The organism is Devosia faecipullorum (genome assembly GCF_015158295.1).
Lineage (GTDB): Bacteria > Pseudomonadota > Alphaproteobacteria > Rhizobiales > Devosiaceae > Devosia > Devosia faecipullorum.
In genome coordinates, this window is record NZ_JACDXV010000008.1 from 58,314 (window position 1) to 74,527 (window position 16,214).

Annotated in this window: 14 protein-coding genes; 8 read left to right on the forward strand and 6 right to left on the reverse strand. The window is 61.4% G+C overall.

The window, feature by feature from the left end; translation table 11 throughout:
• The first annotated feature begins 35 nt into the window (after positions 1-35).
• Both H0482_RS14940 and H0482_RS14945 read left to right on the forward strand, forming a co-directional pair.
• On the forward strand, positions 36-1,265 hold the full coding sequence (locus H0482_RS14940) for an AAA family ATPase (RefSeq protein ID WP_193730864.1): 1,230 nt from the start codon (positions 36-38) through the stop codon (positions 1,263-1,265).
• Between the two features lie 2 nt (positions 1,266-1,267).
• Positions 1,268-1,921, forward strand: a complete 654-nt coding sequence (locus tag H0482_RS14945) for a DUF4276 family protein (RefSeq protein ID WP_193730865.1) — start codon at positions 1,268-1,270, stop codon at positions 1,919-1,921.
• A 481-nt stretch (positions 1,922-2,402) separates the two neighbouring features.
• Here H0482_RS14945 and H0482_RS14950 read toward each other — a convergent pair whose 3' ends face one another.
• Genes H0482_RS14950 through H0482_RS14970 form a run of 5 tightly spaced genes read right to left on the reverse strand, consistent with a single transcriptional unit; the run spans position 2,403 to position 8,449 of the window.
• Positions 2,403-3,788: an ADP-ribosylglycohydrolase family protein gene (locus H0482_RS14950; RefSeq protein WP_193730866.1), complete on the reverse strand. Its 1,386-nt coding sequence runs from the start codon at positions 3,786-3,788 to the stop codon at positions 2,403-2,405.
• Between the two features lie 19 nt (positions 3,789-3,807).
• A complete protein-coding gene (locus tag H0482_RS14955) occupies positions 3,808-4,731 on the reverse strand; it encodes an ABC transporter permease (protein WP_193730867.1) in 924 nt (307 codons plus the stop codon).
• Entirely contained in the window at positions 4,728-5,792 is a 1,065-nt protein-coding gene (locus tag H0482_RS14960) for an ABC transporter permease (protein WP_193730912.1), read from the reverse strand. Before H0482_RS14960 ends, H0482_RS14955 begins: the two co-directional genes overlap by 4 nt.
• On the reverse strand, positions 5,792-7,321 hold the full coding sequence (locus tag H0482_RS14965) for an ABC transporter ATP-binding protein (protein WP_193730868.1): 1,530 nt from the start codon (positions 7,319-7,321) through the stop codon (positions 5,792-5,794). Before H0482_RS14965 ends, H0482_RS14960 begins: the two co-directional genes overlap by 1 nt.
• Positions 7,322-7,339: 18 nt before the next feature.
• The gene (locus H0482_RS14970; protein WP_193730869.1) at positions 7,340-8,449 is read right to left on the reverse strand and encodes a BMP family ABC transporter substrate-binding protein; all 1,110 of its coding nucleotides are present in this window, start codon (positions 8,447-8,449) and stop codon (positions 7,340-7,342) included.
• Between the two features lie 208 nt (positions 8,450-8,657).
• On the opposite strand from H0482_RS14970, the gene H0482_RS14975 reads away from it, so the two are divergent.
• From H0482_RS14975 to H0482_RS15000, 6 genes are all read left to right on the forward strand, one after another.
• Positions 8,658-9,608, forward strand: a complete 951-nt coding sequence (locus H0482_RS14975) for a LacI family DNA-binding transcriptional regulator (RefSeq protein ID WP_193730870.1) — start codon at positions 8,658-8,660, stop codon at positions 9,606-9,608.
• Between the two features lie 136 nt (positions 9,609-9,744).
• Positions 9,745-11,151, forward strand: a complete 1,407-nt coding sequence (gene radA / locus H0482_RS14980) for a DNA repair protein RadA (RefSeq protein WP_193730871.1) — start codon at positions 9,745-9,747, stop codon at positions 11,149-11,151.
• Between the two features lie 116 nt (positions 11,152-11,267).
• Positions 11,268-11,891, forward strand: coding sequence for a CvpA family protein (locus H0482_RS14985; protein ID WP_193730872.1), 624 nt, complete (start codon positions 11,268-11,270; stop codon positions 11,889-11,891).
• A gap of 127 nt (positions 11,892-12,018) precedes the next feature.
• A complete protein-coding gene (gene purF / locus H0482_RS14990) occupies positions 12,019-13,512 on the forward strand; it encodes an amidophosphoribosyltransferase (protein WP_407925741.1) in 1,494 nt (497 codons plus the stop codon).
• Complete coding sequence (locus H0482_RS14995) at positions 13,512-14,246, forward strand: SDR family NAD(P)-dependent oxidoreductase (protein ID WP_193730874.1); 735 nt, start codon at positions 13,512-13,514, stop codon at positions 14,244-14,246. Before purF ends, H0482_RS14995 begins: the two co-directional genes overlap by 1 nt.
• A 2-nt stretch (positions 14,247-14,248) precedes the next feature.
• Positions 14,249-14,842: a GNAT family N-acetyltransferase gene (locus tag H0482_RS15000; RefSeq protein WP_193730875.1), complete on the forward strand. Its 594-nt coding sequence runs from the start codon at positions 14,249-14,251 to the stop codon at positions 14,840-14,842.
• An 82-nt stretch (positions 14,843-14,924) separates the two neighbouring features.
• Here the strand turns inward: H0482_RS15000 and H0482_RS15005 are convergent, their stop codons facing one another.
• The gene (locus H0482_RS15005) at positions 14,925-16,211 is read right to left on the reverse strand and encodes a hemolysin family protein (RefSeq protein WP_193730913.1); all 1,287 of its coding nucleotides are present in this window, start codon (positions 16,209-16,211) and stop codon (positions 14,925-14,927) included.
• Positions 16,212-16,214 lie beyond the last annotated feature (3 nt).

The window sequence follows — 16,214 nt, forward strand, 5'->3', positions numbered from 1 at the left end:
CGACATGGAGCTGACGCACAACTAGGAACAGTAAAATGGCCATCATAGAAGGTTTTCGCGTTCAGAATTTCCGTGCATTGCGCGATGTGACACTAGGTAAGCTCTCTGCGCAGCAGCATGGCGATCCTCTGACGCCATTCACAGTGGTCATTGGCAAGAACGGCGTAGGCAAAAGTTCACTGTTCGATGCATTTGGATTTGTCGCCGATTGCTTGGCTACAGATGTAGAAACTGCTTGCGACATGAAGCAACGGGGTGGATTCGAGCGCTTGCGATCAAAAGGCGTGGAGGAATCGATCCGCTTCGAGATTTACTACCGCGAAGCTCAGAATGAACGGCCGATCACCTATGAACTAGCCATTGACCTGGACAGCGGCGGTCGACCGTTTGTCTTGTCCGAAATATTGAAGCAACGCCGCAAGGGGCAAAAGCACGGCCGTCCGTTTCCGTTTTTACGTCTGGATCATGGTAAGGGCACGGTCTGGGCTGGCGAGGAGGCCGTCGAGGATGAACATGAGGAAAGCAATGCCAGCAGCCCGGTGGAACTTACCGATCCGCGTGAACTTGGCATTTCTACATTAGGCACATTGAAAGAACATCCACGTATCAGTCGCTTTCGTGATTTCCTCAAGGGCTGGTATCTCTCGTACTTCTATCCCGATGCGGCACGCAGCCTTCCCAGCGCCGGACCACAGCGTCACCTGAATGTGCATGGTGACAACATCGGCAATGTGGTGCAATTCATGGAGCGTGAGCACAAGGATCGCTTCAAGAGTATCCTTGAGCGCATTGCCAGCAAGATTCCCGGTATCGCCAGGATTGACACGGAAATCACCACGGATAAGCGCGTGCTTCTGCGCTTCAATGATGGTGCGTTTGATGACCCCTTTTTCGCGCAGCAGATGTCTGACGGCACACTCAAAGTGTTTGCTTATTTATTGTTGCTGGAAGACCCTGATCCGCCCCCCTTCATCTGTATCGAGGAACCCGAAAACGGACTGTACCATAAGCTGTTGGAATCGCTGGCGCAGGAGTTTCGCGCCCACGCCAGCGGAAAGAAACACGCACCGCAAATCTTCGTAACGACACATCAGCCGTACTTCGTTGATGCATTGTCGCCGGAAGAAGTGTGGATATTGGAGAAAGGGACGGATGGTTATTCTACAGTACGACGGGTCTCTGATCTCGAAGTGGTCAGAAATCTAGTGGCAGAAGGTTTGCCGCTGGGCGGGCTGTGGTACAGCGACTATCTCGATGCGAGGTAATCATGCACATCGAGATACTGGTGGAAGATGCTTCCGGCGAGAATTTGCTTAAATCATTACTACCCAAGATTTTGGGCGATCACGGCTATCCACACACTTGGCGGCTCCACGCCTATAAAGGTATCGGGCGCATTCCGCAGAAGCTAAATGCAGTTGGCGACCCTACAAAGCGAATTCTGCTTGACCAGTTGCCGAAAATTCTTCGGGGTTATGGGAAAACACCGGGCATTGATGCCGTGGTGGTTGTTCTGGATTCTGACCGCCGCAACTGCGTGGATTTTTTAAACGAACTCAAAGCACTGGCAGAAGGGTGCAAGCCTGCCCCGAACACATTGTTCCGAATTGCTATCGAAGAAATTGAGGCTTGGTATTTCGGCGACCGTGAGGCAGTGCAAACCGCCTATCCAGGCGCCAAGGTGAATATACTTGATAATTACATACAGGATAGTGTTTGCAACACTTGGGAAATGCTGGCAGATGCCATTTACCCAGGTGGTTCTGCTGCCATCAAGAAAGCAGGCTGGCCACTACCGGGCCAAGTCAAATGTGAATGGGCGGAAAAGATCGGACCCTTGCTTGAAGTCGACTGCAATCTCTCCCCGAGCTTCGGCAAATTTCGTGATGGTCTGCGCCACTTGGTGGCAGATCATCCTTGATGAGGTAGCAGAAAATCGGGATTGGTTTTGGTGAACACGACAGGAAAAGCTTGGCCGCGCGCTCGAGTAGTTGATGCTTTGGGACAAACTGACCTATCGAGTATGGCTATCTGCGAAGGATTTCGTGCTTTTCGCGGGCGGCTAACTTATCCGCACTTTCAACATGCAGCCACGATGAAGCATGCATCATTTAGAGTGCACACAGGCCTTTAGCCGGAAGTATTGCTATATCGGATCCGCAAATCCAGACCCCTCCTTTGCTTGATGGTATTGCAGTTGGTATGGACTTCGAGCGACGGCAGAAAATTACGGCATTACAATGCGAACTCAAGCCTATTGACCATCGAGTGGGAGTGATCCGGGCTCATCCGGGAAACGCAATTTAGGCGGAAATGCCGAATGTGTGTCCGGTCCGGCCATTGAGCTTTATCCCGGCTATTCCATTGCGGCCGGCGTCGTGCCGGCCGCAAAGATGGGCTGTTCACCGCCCGATGGCAGCTGCGTCGAGGGTCTGCTGAACGAGGTCGCCGAAGGCGATCTGTGCGGGGCGGCGCATATAGGTGACGATGTCGTCCTTGATCAGCGGCGCGTACCACCGTTCCGCAATCACGCCGCTGCGCTTCTGGATGCCGAGAACGCACAATATCTGCGCGGCGTTGCAGTCCACGTCGTGGCCGATCCCGCAGATGATTTCCAGGGTCCGATCAAAGTCTCCCTCGCCAAACCACAGCGCAACCACCTGTGCTGCGGCATTGGGATAGACATGGATCCAGTTATATTCGACATATTCTTCGTCGCATTTGGCCCATGCCGTCTGCCAGTCATCGGAAGTGCGGCAGGCATCGAGCGCGAAGGCGAGGACCGCCCCATATTCCGTTGCCGTTGAGAACAGCGCGCAGGTGGATGTCAGGAGTTCGCGTGTGTCCGAGAGCGTGTAGGCGCGCGCTGCAAGGACCGCGTTGAAAACTTCACCCAATATGCCATTGCCGGCCGCCGAGACTTCGGCGTCGATATAGGCCAGGCGGGCGGCTTCGCGCGCGCGGCCCGGTGCCACCATGCCGCAAATCGTGCCGCGCATCTGGCCGCCGATCCATTCGTCGAAAGGATTTTCGAGCCAGCCGCTGACCGGCGGCATGATGCCCCGGCGGATATTGTTGAGCGCAATGCCCTCGGCGGACCAGCCCATCGGGATCATGCCGGTCCAGCGCGCGGCGATATCGGTGCCGGTGATGGCCGGCCCCTTGTCGCCATAGGCCTCAAGGAAAGCCAGTTCGAATGTGATGTCGTCATTATAGGTGTTGGGTTCGCGGACATAGTCGCGGATCGGGCCGAACACTTCGGCGATGTTTGCCGCCGTATAGCCTTCAAGAGCCGTACCTGCGGCGGCGCCCACAAGTTGCCCAAGCCAGGCTGCGCGTGTCTGGTCGGCGAAATCCGCTCCGGCGACGTCCACTTTCTCGTCTGCGGGCCAGCTGGTTGCGGCGTCGAATTCTTCCCAACTCTTGTAGCGAATCGTCTTTTGCGACGGATGCTCCGGGTCGGGCTGCGCGGCCTGCATGATGGTGCGCAGGCGCATGTCGATCACATAAAGCTGCTCGAAGTCGCCTGCGTCGAGCGCCTTCAGACCCTCGGCCAGCAATTCATGATAAGGGGCAAGCACATAGCCCTTGCTTTCCAAAGATTGCAGCGCTCCTGCCATCAGGCATTCGGGGGCTGCCGATCCCGGCACATTGCTCTTCCAGAACATGGCAAGCATCGCATCGCCGGCGGCCATGACCGCGCTCGCATCCCAGGTTTGTTCCTCGGCGCTGCGCACGACGGGCTTGGTGTTGCGCAAAAGATCGCGGGTGAGTTCCCAGGCTTTCATTGGTCTAGTCCTTGATGGTTCAGGAATGGGTGCGGGCCTTGGCCTTGCGGCGGGCTGCATAAACGGTGAGCACGATGACCGGCACGATATAGGGGATCATCTGCATGAGTTCGTTGGGGAGCCCCAGAGCCTGCATGGTTATGGCGCTCGTTTCAGCGATGGCGAGCACCGCAGCGGCAGCGAATGTGCCCCAGGCCGTGCCCATGCCCATCACCTCGGCGGCGATGGCAATAAAGCCGCGCCCCGCCGTCATGTTCTGCGCAAACCAGCTCACATAGCCCATCGACAGATAGGCCCCCGCAGCGCCGCCGAACATGCCGGATATCATGAGGGCGTAAAGCTGGGTTCGGTTGCGCGATATACCTGCCGCCGCGGCGGCTTTCGGATCGGCGCCGACAGCCCGGACATGCAGCCCGAACGGCGTGCGCGCCAGCATGATGGAGACGAGCGGCACGCAGGCAATCGCCAGATAGGTCAGCATGTGATGACCCGAGAGCAGGGCGCCCAGAACCGGAATGTCTTTCAGCAACGGAATGTGGATGGAGGGCAGGACGCCACTTTGCAGCGCCCCGGACATGCCCTTGTCGCCGGTGGCGAGGAACAGGCCCAGCGTTGTCGCCGAAGCGGCGGCAAGATTGAGCGCGATGCCGGTGATGATGAAATGCGTTCCCAGCCCGTTGATGGCCAGCGCCATCAGCGCACCGAGCCCGGCGCCGCAGGCAATGGCGGCGAAAAGCCCGATGATCGGTGTCCCGGTCCAGGCGCTGGCCAGAACGCCGACCAGAGCGCCGGAAAGCATCATGCCTTCCATGCCGATATTGAGCACGCCGGCGCGGTCGGAAATCAGGATGCCCAGGGCCGCGAGCAGCAGCGGCGTCATCACCCGCAAGACAGTCGCGAACAGCGCCGGATCGCTGATGGTGGACCAGATGGCGTCGGTCATGCTGCCTGCTCCTGGCCCTTGATGTCGCGGATCAGCCGCAGGAAGGCGGGATGCCGGAAAATGGCGGTAGCGGTCACCACCAGCATGATGGCGGCGGTGACGAGGCCGACCACTTCGCTCGGCACCGCCAGATTGCGGGCCAGCATGTCGCCGCCGACCTGAAGATAGGCCAGGAACAGGGCCGCCGGAATGACGAGGAACGGGTTCTCACGCGCAAGGATGGCAATGGTGATGCCGGTCCAGCCGTGGCCGGGCAGGGCGGTCCATGAGAAGCGGTTGTAGAGGCCCAGAACCTCAATGGCCCCCGCCATGCCGGCAATGAGGCCGCCGATGACTTGTGCGCGCATGACCAGCGCGCCGCTATTGAGGCCAAGGTGCTGGGCGAAGCTGGGACCGGCGCCGACAATGCGCAGGTTCAGTCCGCCGCGTGTCCCGTAGAGCCAGATGCCGCCGATCACGCAGGCGATGAAGGCAATGATGACACCGGTATGAAGCCGCGTGCCCGCCATGATGCGCTCCAGCGTGAAATCACCGGGCAGACGGTATGACATCAGCGCGCCCGCATTGGGGTCGCGCAGGTAGTAGTTGAGCACGAAGATGCCGGCATAGAGGAAGGCAAAGTTGAGGACGAGCGAATTGACCATTTCGGACGCGCCGAAGCGGACCTTGAGATAGCCGGGCACCGAGCAGGCGAATGAGCCGACTATCGCGCCGACGAGAATGGCCGCCGGCGCCGCGACCATGCCGGTGAATGGCAGCCAGAGCGCCGCCGCCGTTGCCGCAATGCCGCCGAGGAAGAAACTGCCTTCGACTCCGAGATTAAAGCTTCCGGCACGGAAGATCAGCGTCGCCGCCAGGCCAGTGAGCATGGTGGGCGTTGCCAGTTCCAGCACGTTGCCGAGATGGCGCATGGTGCCGAAGGGGCCGAGCAGGAAAAGGCCGAGCACCTGTCCCGGGTCCGGTTGTGACAGCGCCACCGGCACGAGGACGGCAAGGATGACTGCGGCGATGACCAGGGCGGTCAGCGCGAATTCTGTGAGACCGGCAAGAGCGGAACGGATCATGCTGCCTGCTCCAACCCTAGCATATAGGGGCCCAATGCAGCCGGGGTCAGGTCGGCGGCATTGGGCAGGTTGGCCACGATCCGTCCATCGAACAGCACGATGACACGGTCGGCCAATCTCAAAAGTTCATCGAGGTCCGCCGTGACCAGCAGCACGGCAGCGCCGGAGCGTGCCACCGCATCGATGCGGGAATGGAGGAAGGCCGCCGAAGCCACGTCGATGCCGCGTGTTGGCTGATCGGCGATGAGCAATCGCGGCGAACCGGCCAGTTCCCGGGCGGCGATCAGCTTTTGCGCATTGCCCCCGGAAAGGGAATCCAGCCTTTCGCTGATGCCGCGAAAGCGGACGGCAAATTCGCGCACCATGGCGTTGACATGCCTGCGGATCGCGCCGCGCCGCAGGAAGGGGCCCCATTGCATGGCAGGGTCGCCATCGGTGCCGGCTATGGCATTGTCGATAAGCGTCAGGCCCGGCGTGCCGCCCTGGGTAAACCGGTCAGCCGGCAAATGAGCAAGCCCGGCTCGCCTCCAATCGGCGGTGCTGGCCTTGTCCATGACCTTGCCGGCAAATCGGATGGCGCCCGCATTCGGGTGCAATTGGCCGCTCAGCAGCGAGACCAGCCCGCGCTGTCCGGAACCATCGACACCGGCAATGCCGACAATCTCGTTCGCGCCAATGGTCAGCGAGATATTCGTCAGCCGGTCCGCAGTGTCTCTGGTGTTGGTGGCAACGTTCGAGAGTTCGAGCAGCGGCGCGCCGCCGGACGGGCTCGCCTCGCGGCGCACGATATCGATGTTCCTGCCCATCACCATGCGGGTGATTTCGGCATCGCTGACCTCGGCCAGCGGCAATGTATCCACGACGCTGCCGGCGCGCAGCACCGTGACCGTGTCGGCCAGTGCGCGCACTTCATGCAACTTGTGCGAGATGAAGAGAATGGTGATGCCATCGTCGCGCAGGGCGCGCAAACGAACGAATAATTCCTCGATTTCGGGGGGCGACAGCACGGCAGTCGGCTCGTCGAGGATGAGTAGGCGCGTTTCCCGCGCCAAAGCCTTGAGAATTTCGACCTTTTGCTGGGCCGCGACGGAAAGCGTCTCGATCCGCGCATCAGGGGCGACATTGAGCTCGTAGCGGCGGCTGAGTTCGATCACCTGCTCGCGGGCGCGGCGGCGGTCGATCAACAGCCCCGAACGCGGTTCGTGGCCCAGGATGATATTTTCCACCACGGTCAGCGGCGCCACCAGCGAGAAGTGCTGGTGCACCATGCCGATGCCATTGCGGCCGGCAAAGTCCGGTGCCGCCGTATCAGCGGCGGCACCGTCGAGAAGAACCTGTCCGGAACTATGGGGCTCAAGGCCGAACAGGATTTTCATCAGCGTGGATTTGCCCGCGCCGTTTTCGCCGCAGATGGCGTGGATCGACCCCTTCCGAATGTCGAAAGTGGCATCGTTGAGGGCCACCGTGCCGTTCGGATAGGTCTTGGAGACCTTTTCGAACGCGACGATCGGAGCGTTGGACGTCATCTGCGCAAGATCTCCGGCTTACGGACGGACGCTGTCGCGCAATGCGCTGAGGCTTCCGCTATCCATGCCGAAGGCGGTCGGCACTTCGACCTCTCCGGCGGCGATGGCGGCCTTGGCCGCTTCGACTGCTGCGAGCGTTTCAGGGGATGCCAGCTTTTCGAAATTGCCGGTTTCCACGATGCCAACAGCGCCTTCTGCCAGGCCGACATTTTCAGCCGACCCGAAGGGCAGCTTGCCTTCGCGATACATTTCATAGGCACGCACGAGGCTGACATCGACGTTCTTGAGCACGGAACTCACGACGCGGCTCGCCAGCGCCGGATCGCTTTCGGCAAAAATGGCCTCCTGATCGGAATCGACGCCCAGAACATATTGATTGGTTTCGGCGGCGGCGGACACCTGGCCCAATCCGGCCTGCGAGGCGGCGATGAAGCCGATCCCCACGCCCGCACGGTATTGTGCAAGGCCGAGTTCCTTGCCCTTGGCGGCGTCGGTGAACGAGCCGGCATAGGAAACGGAAACCTTGATATCGGGGTTCACCGACTGTGCGCCGGCAATGTAGCCGACGAGGAAGTCGTTGATGACCGGGATGTCCATGCCGCCGAGGAAGCCGAGGTTTTTGCCGGTGCCTTCGGGCAGGCCGCTCTGCAGGAGGCTCGCGGCGACGATGCCGCCGAGATAGGAGCCTTCGTTCTGCTTGTACTGGATGGAATAGACATTGGAATAAGCGCCGCCGTCATAGGGAAGGCTGGCGTCGAACAGGATATATTTGTTGTCGGGATAGAGTTCGGCCACGTCGCCCAGAATTTCGGACAACGAGAAGGTGCCGCCGATGATCAGATCCCAATCCTGCTCGGACACTTCGAGCAGGGCCGGCTCCCAGCCGGTCGGATCGTCACCGATCTCGAGCACCCGCGTTTCCACATCGTCGCCATAGGTCTGCTTGATCTGCTCCAGCCCGCGATTGGCCGAATCGAAGAAGGATTTGTCGCCGAGGGCGCCGTTGATCAGCAGCAGGATCTTGTCCTGCGCCATGGCGCCGGCACTGGTGGCTGCGAGCAATGTCGCTGCGCTGACCAGGCCGAGAAGTGCGCGGCGCGCATGAGTTCTGTTCGTCGCCTTGACCATGATGAACCTCCCTGGTGTCTTCGGCATTTTCTGAAAACGTCCAAATACTGGTCGTTTAATCGTGTAAATGATAGAGCGGTGATACGGGGAGCTGTCAAGGGGTGAGGCGGCGAACATCCAACGACACTTGGCGATAAGGAAAATTTCTGCCAAGTGGTGCGGGCGGGGGAATGAAATGAGCCGACGGCGAAGTCCAACGATCAAAGATGTGGCGAAAGCGGCGGGGGTGTCTTCGGCCACCGTTTCCTATGTGCTCAACGGGCTGAACAAGGTGACGCCGGAAGTTGACGCTCTGGTTCGTCGCGTCGCCACTGAAATCGGCTATTCCCGCAACAATGCCGCGCGGGCGCTGAAAACGGGTCATCATCACCTTATCGGCTGCATTCTGCCCACGCTCACCAGCCCGGTATTTCCCGAAATCGCTCAGGCCGTACAGCGGCGCGCCGCGCAACATGGCTATGCCACCGTTGTGGTCGATTCCGGCAACGAACCCATGCGCGAACTCGAGGTTATCGAGACATTGGGGCGGCACGGCATTGATGGGGTCGTCGCGCTGTTGCATCCCAGTTTTCCGCTGTCGACACCGCCGCAATTGCCGATGGTGTCGCTGGACGCGCCATTTCCGGGGCTGGATGGCGTCATGGCCGACCACCTGACCGGCGGGCGCCTCATGGCCGAACATGTCATCGGGTTGGGGCATCGGAAGGTAGGGCTGCTATCCGGCTTTCAGGATCACGTCAGTAACAAAGAGCGCCGCGAGGGCTTTGTGCAGGGTGCGGGATCGCAACTCGATCTGGTCTGGGAGGTTCAAGTCGATCTGGTCCCGCAATTGCCGGACGCTGCGGTGGCGGCGATTGCACGGCGGGACGTCAGCGTAATTGTCTGCGTCAACGATCTGGTGGCCATAGCAGCGCTTAGTGCCTTGAAGAGCCTGGGCTTGCGCGTCCCCGACGACGTTTCGGTCATTGGTTTTGACGACATGCAATGGAGCAGCTGGCCGTTGATCGGCCTGACAACAATTCGTCAGCCTCTCAATGTCCTGGGTGAACGTGCCGTCGACCTGCTCGTGGACAGGATTTCCGGTGTCGCCATGCCGGTGATCCTGGAGCGGCTTCCGGTGGAGCTCGTGGTGCGAACGAGCACGAAGGCCGTGCCATAGCCTGGGCCGATGTCAAATGAGGGCCGGCGGCGATCCGGCCTTTTTGTTCCTTATATGTTCTTGAATATCCGGGCGGCCCTTGCTAGCTTTCGGGGCAATCAGGCCTTGGGGGCTTGTAGATAATCAAGAAGACGACATGGCCAAGAACCGATCCCAATTCCTCTGCCAGTCCTGCGGCGCGGTTTCGAGCCGCTGGCAGGGGCGATGCGATGCCTGTGGCGAATGGAATTCCATCGTCGAGGAGATTGTAGATTCGGGCGTCGGCGCCGGCCCCAAGGCCGCCAAATCCAATGGCCGGCCGACCAATCTGGTGCCGCTGTCCGGCGAAACCGAGAGCGCGGCGCGCGTCGTCACCGGCCTTGTGGAGCTGGATCGGGTAACCGGCGGCGGCTTCGTCAAGGGCTCGGCGTTGCTGGTGGGCGGCGATCCGGGGATCGGCAAATCCACGCTGCTGCTGCAATCGGCGGCGGCTTTGGCCAATAAGGGCAAGCGCGTCGTCTATGTCTCGGGCGAGGAGGCGGTGGCGCAGGTGCGGCTCAGGGCGCAGCGGCTGGGCCTGGGCGATGCCGGCGTGCTGCTGGCCGCCGAAACCAATGTCGAGATCATTCTCGCCACGCTTGAGGGCGGGCCGCCGCCCGATCTGGTGATCATCGATTCCATCCAGACGCTGTGGACCGACAGGGTGGATTCGGCGCCGGGAACCGTGACCCAGGTGCGCACCTCGGCCCAGGCATTGACGCGCTTTGCCAAAAAGAGCGGCGCGGCGGTGGTGCTGGTCGGCCATGTCACCAAGGATGGTCAGATCGCCGGGCCGCGCGTGGTCGAGCACATGGTCGATGCCGTGCTCTATTTCGAAGGCGACAGCAGCCACACCTTCCGCATCCTGCGCGGGGTGAAGAATCGCTATGGCGCGACCGACGAGATCGGCGTCTTCGCCATGACCGAGCGCGGGCTCGAACAGGTGGCCAACCCTTCGGCGTTGTTTCTCGACCAGCGCGACAAGGACGCGGCGGGCTCGGCAGTGTTCGCGGGCATGGAAGGCACAAGGCCGCTGCTCATCGAAATCCAGGCTTTGGTGGCGCCATCTCCGCTCGGCACGCCGCGCCGGGCCGTGGTGGGCTGGGATTCCTCGCGTCTTTCCATGGTTCTGGCCGTGCTGGAAACGCGCTGCGGGGTGCGGATCGGCGCCAACGACATCTATCTCAATGTCGCAGGCGGGCTGAAGATCAACGAGCCGGCGGCGGACCTTGCCGTGGCCGCGGCGCTGATTTCCTCGCTGACCGGTTCGCCCCTGCCGGCCGATGCGGTCTATTTCGGAGAAATCTCGCTGGCGGGTGGCGTGCGCCCCGTTGTGCATGGCGCCTTGCGGCTGCGCGAGGCTCAGAAGCTGGGCTTTGGTTCGGTGGTGACGGGCAAGCTGGGCAAGGCTGACCGCAACAATGGCCTCGATGTCACCGAATATGCCCAATTGAGCGACATGGTCAGCCGCATCGCCGCGCAGGGCAAGCGCCCGATTCCCGAGCCGGAGCACGATTCATGGTAAATAATCAGTTTCCAGTGAGATTCGAGTGCGGCCCGGAGGTTGGCCTTGGCAGCGCCCGCTAAAGTGTTTAATGGTCGCCGCAATTGGCCCGGCGGCTCGAAAACAGGCGAAAACATATGCTGACAGCGTTTGACGTTGGTGTGGGTGTGCTGGTGCTGATCTCGGCGATACTGGCCACGGCGCGGGGGCTGACCCGCGAAGTGCTGTCGCTGGCGACCTGGGCCGGCTCCGCCGCCATCGCCGTCTATATGCTGTATTATCACCCCGACATTGCCCGGCAATATATTGCCGAGCCGGTCGTGGCCGACATCGCCACGGTGGTGGTCACCTTCATCCTGGCGTTGATCGTGCTGCACCTGTTGACCATGCGCATCGCCGATTTCGTGGTGGACAGCCGCATCGGGCCGATCGACCGCACACTGGGTTTCGTCTTCGGGGTGCTGCGCGGCATTCTCATTGCCATCGTCATCACCATTTTCGGCCTGTGGCTGCTGCCTAATAACCTGCCCGATTGGGCCGCCAAGGCGCAGACTCTGCCGCATCTGCGGAATATGGGCGACACGCTGATTTCCATGCTGCCCGAAGGGCTCGAGCAGCAGGTGACCGATATTCTCAAGGGCGGCGGCGCCAATCTCAGCGACGAGCCGGCGACATCTGCCGCGCCCCAGGACGGTGGGGACGTCGATCCGAACCTGACGACGGTGGATCCCTCCGACCCGGTGATCGATCCGCCAGCCTGATGGATGAGCATGGCGGGCACCGCATCCGCCTTCTGCCTGCCGACCGACCATACTTGTGATTGCTGGCCGGCGGGAAAATGCGCTATTGGCCTGCCAGCCATCCGCAGTCTTTCGCATGGAGCCTCCCGTGACGCATCGCAGCTTCGATGACGATTTCAATCTCGATGGCGACACGCTGCATGAAGAGTGCGGCGTGTTTGGCATTTTAGGGCATGACGATGCGTCGACGCTTACCGCCCTGGGCCTGCATGCCTTGCAGCATCGCGGGCAGGAAGCCGCCGGTATTGTCAGCTTCGACGGCCAGCAATTCCGCCAGGAAAAGCGCATGGGCCTGGTGGGCGATCACTATACCGACCCCGCCGTGCTGGCGAAGCTGCCCGGCAATATCTCCATCGGCCATACCCGCTATTCCACCACCGGCGAAGTGGCGCTGCGCAATGTGCAGCCGCTGTTCGCGGAGCTGGAAGTGGGCGGCATCGCCATCGCGCATAACGGCAATTTCACCAATGGCCTGACGCTGCGCCGCCAGATCATCGCCACCGGCGCGATCTGCCAGTCCACCTCGGACACCGAAGTGGTGCTGCATCTGATTGCGCGGTCGCGTCACTCCTCCAGCACCGACCGCTTCATCGACGCCATCCGTCAGATGGAAGGCGGCTATGCCATGCTGGCCATGACCCGCACCAAGCTGATTGCGGCGCGCGACCCGGTCGGCATCCGGCCGCTGGTCATGGGCGAACTCGACGGCAAGCCGATCTTCTGCTCGGAAACCTGCGCCCTCGACATTATCGGTGCGAAATATATCCGCGACGTGGAAAACGGCGAAGTCATCGTCTGCGAACTCCAGCCCGATGGCTCGATCAGTGTGGAAGAGCGTAAGCCTGCCCGCAAGACGCCCGAGCGGCCATGCCTGTTCGAATATGTCTATTTCGCGCGCCCCGATTCCATGGTTTCGGGCCGCAGCGTCTACAAGGCGCGCAAGAACATGGGCATCAATCTGGCCAAGGAAGCGCCGGTAGAGGCCGATGTGGTTGTGCCGGTGCCCGATGGCGGCACCCCGGCTGCGATCGGCTATGCCCAGCAGAGCGGCATTCCGTTCGAATTGGGGATCATCCGCAATCATTATGTGGGCCGCACCTTCATCGAGCCGACCCAGCAGATCCGCGCCTTCGGCGTGCGCCTCAAGCATTCGGCCAACCGCGCCGAAATCGCCGGCAAGCGCGTGGTGCTGATCGACGATTCCATCGTGCGCGGCACGACCTCGATCAAGATCGTGCAGATGATCCGCGACGCAGGCGCTACGGAAGTGCATATTCGCGTCGCCAGCCCGATGATCTTCCACTCGGACTATTACGGCATCGACACGCCGGACCCCGACAAGCTGCTGGCCAATCAATATGCGGACCTCGATGCGATGTGCCGCTATATCGGTGCGGATTCGCTGCAATTTCTCTCCATTGACGGGCTTTACGAGGCCGTAGGGGGCGTCCGTCGCGACCCCAAGGCGCCGCAATTCACCGACCATTACTTTACGGGCGACTATCCGACGCACTTGACCGATCTCAATGGCAGGACCATGAGCGATCCCAAGCAGGTGTCGCTGCTCAAGGAAGCTGGCTAATGACCGAAAATAACGAACTGGAAGGCCGGAACGTACTGGTTACGGGCGCCTCGCGGGGCATCGGCTACGCGGCGGCGCTTGAGGCGGCTCGGCGTGGCGCCCATGTGATCGCCGTAGCCCGCACCGTGGGCGGGCTCGAAGACCTCGACGACGAAATCCAGAAGCTCGGCGGCTCCACCACCCTGGTTCCGCTTGACCTGCGCGACGGCGAGGCCATCGACCGGCTGGGCGCGGCGATTTTCGAGCGCTGGGGACATCTGGACGGCCTGGTGGCCAATGCAGGCCAATTAGGCGTGCTGAGCCCGGTCGCCCATATCAAGCCCGATGATTTCGACAAGGTTCTGGCGGTCAACGTCACCGCCAATTACCGGCTGCTGCGCTCGCTCGACCTGCTGTTGCGCCAGTCCGAAGCCGGACGTGCGGTGTTCGTGTCCTCGTCCTCGGCGCGGTCCGCCCGCCCGTTCTGGGGGCTCTACGCCGCGAGCAAGGCGGCACTGGACGCCATGATCAAATCCTATGCCGGTGAGGTCGTGCAGACCAATGTCCGGACCAATCTGTTTTATCCCGGCGCGGTGCGCACCGCCATGCGCGCCAAGGCCATGCCGGGCGAGAACCCTGAAACGCTGCCCACGCCCGAGGCCGTGGCGCCGCTGCTCATCGATCTGCTGAGCCCGGCGCTGCAAGAGCATGGTAAGCTGTTCGACATGGCGACCGGCAAGTTCGAAGCCATCTGATCGTGGTCATTCTGCGCGCCTATCGTCCCGACGATCTCGATGCGCTCTATCGCATCTGCCTCGAAACCGGCGATGCCGGCCGCGACGCCACGCCGCTGCATAATGATCCGCTTCTGCTCGGGCATATTTATTCGGCCCCCTATGGCGCGCTGGAGCCGAACAATGTCTTTGTCGCCGAAGACGAGGACGGCGTGGCCGGCTATGTCGTCGGCACCCATGACAGCGTGCGCTTTTCTCAGAAGCTGGAAGCGGAATGGTGGCCGCAACTGCGCCAGCATTACGCCAATGCGCGGGGCATGACCGATATGGATCGGGGCCGGATCGCCACCATCATGCAGCCGCATGGCTCGCCGGCGGAACTGGTTGAACCTTATCCGGCGCATATCCACATGAACCTGCTGCCGCGTCTGCGCGGGCAGCGGATCGGCACGAAACTGCTCGACATGTGGATCGATCAGGCAAGATCGGCTGGTGTGCGCGGCATTCACCTGGGCGCCAGCGCCACCAACGAGGGCGGCATCGCTTTCTGGAGCCGCAGCGGCTTCAACCGACTACCGGTCGGCGGCGGCGCTGTCTGGTTCGGCATAACCTTATGAAAATGGCCCGGATCGCTCCGGGCCTTTTCATTTGATCGGGCAGGGCAGGGGGTAAGTCAGGCTCCCGCCGCTCCACTATGTCTCAACTCGGCACGACCAGGGGCGCAATCAGCACCTTGTCGATGCGGTGGCCATCGAGGTCCACCACTTCGAACCGCCAGCCATCGCGCTCGAAGGTCTCGCCCACGACCGGCAGGTGGTTGATGCTGGCCAACACATAGCCCGCCAAGGTCTCGTAGCGCGCGTCCTTGGGGACGGGCACCCGGAAGCGCTCGCGGAAATCGTCCACCGGCATCCAGCCGGCCACGAGCCAGGAGCCATCCTCGCGCTCGACGACAGCCGGTTCGTCGCCGGGCTCCTCGTTGTAGACGCCGGTTATGACTTCCAGCACGTCGCCAAAGGTGATGATGCCTTCGAAATGGCCATATTCATCCACCACCAGCGCCAATTGGGCACTGACCTTGCGCAGCGCGTCGATAACGTCGAGCGCATCCGCATGTTCCATGACCACCGGCACCGGCCGCACCAGCTTGCGCAGGTCAGGCTGCTGCCCTGCCGCCAGCGCCGGAAGCAGGTCGGACAACGACAGCACGCCGAGAATGGAATCGGCATCGCCCTCCTGAACCAGGATGCGCGAATGGCTGCTTGAGAGAATGGTCTTGAGGTTTTCCTCGTAGGAATCCTCGACATCGACCACTTCCACATCAAGACGCGGCGTCATGATCCCGCGTGCGGAACGGTCGGCCAGGCGCATGACGCCTGAAATCATCGAATGTTCTTCGGTTTCGAAAATGCCCGCCGTAGTGGCCTCGGCGATGATAGTGCGGACCTCTTCTTCGGTCACCGATTCTTCGGCCTGGCCACTTTGGCCCAGTAGGCGCAGGACGAACTTGCCGGAAATGTCGAGAAACCAGACGATCGGCGTGCCGACCAGCGCCAGCATGGTCATGGGACCGGCAACGCGGGAGGCAACACCCTCGGGATTGCGCAGGGCGACTTGCTTGGGCACCAGTTCACCCAGGATCAGGGTGACATAGGTGATGGCGACCACGACGACACCGGTGCCCATCACATCGGCAATGCCCGATGTCAGGCCGGACACGCGCAGGATCTCGGCGAGGCGCAGGCCCAGCGTGGCGCCCGAAAAGGCACCCGCGAGAATGCCGACCAGGGTGATGCCGATTTGCACGGAGGAGAGGAACTTGCCCGGATTTTCGGCCAACTTGATGGCCTGTGCGGCGCCCTTATTGCCTTGATCGGCCAAAACCTTGAGACGCGCGGGACGGGAAGATACGACGGCCAGTTCAGACATGGCCAGAGCGCCGTTCACGAGAATCAGAACGACGACGATGAGGATTTCTGTAAGCAACAA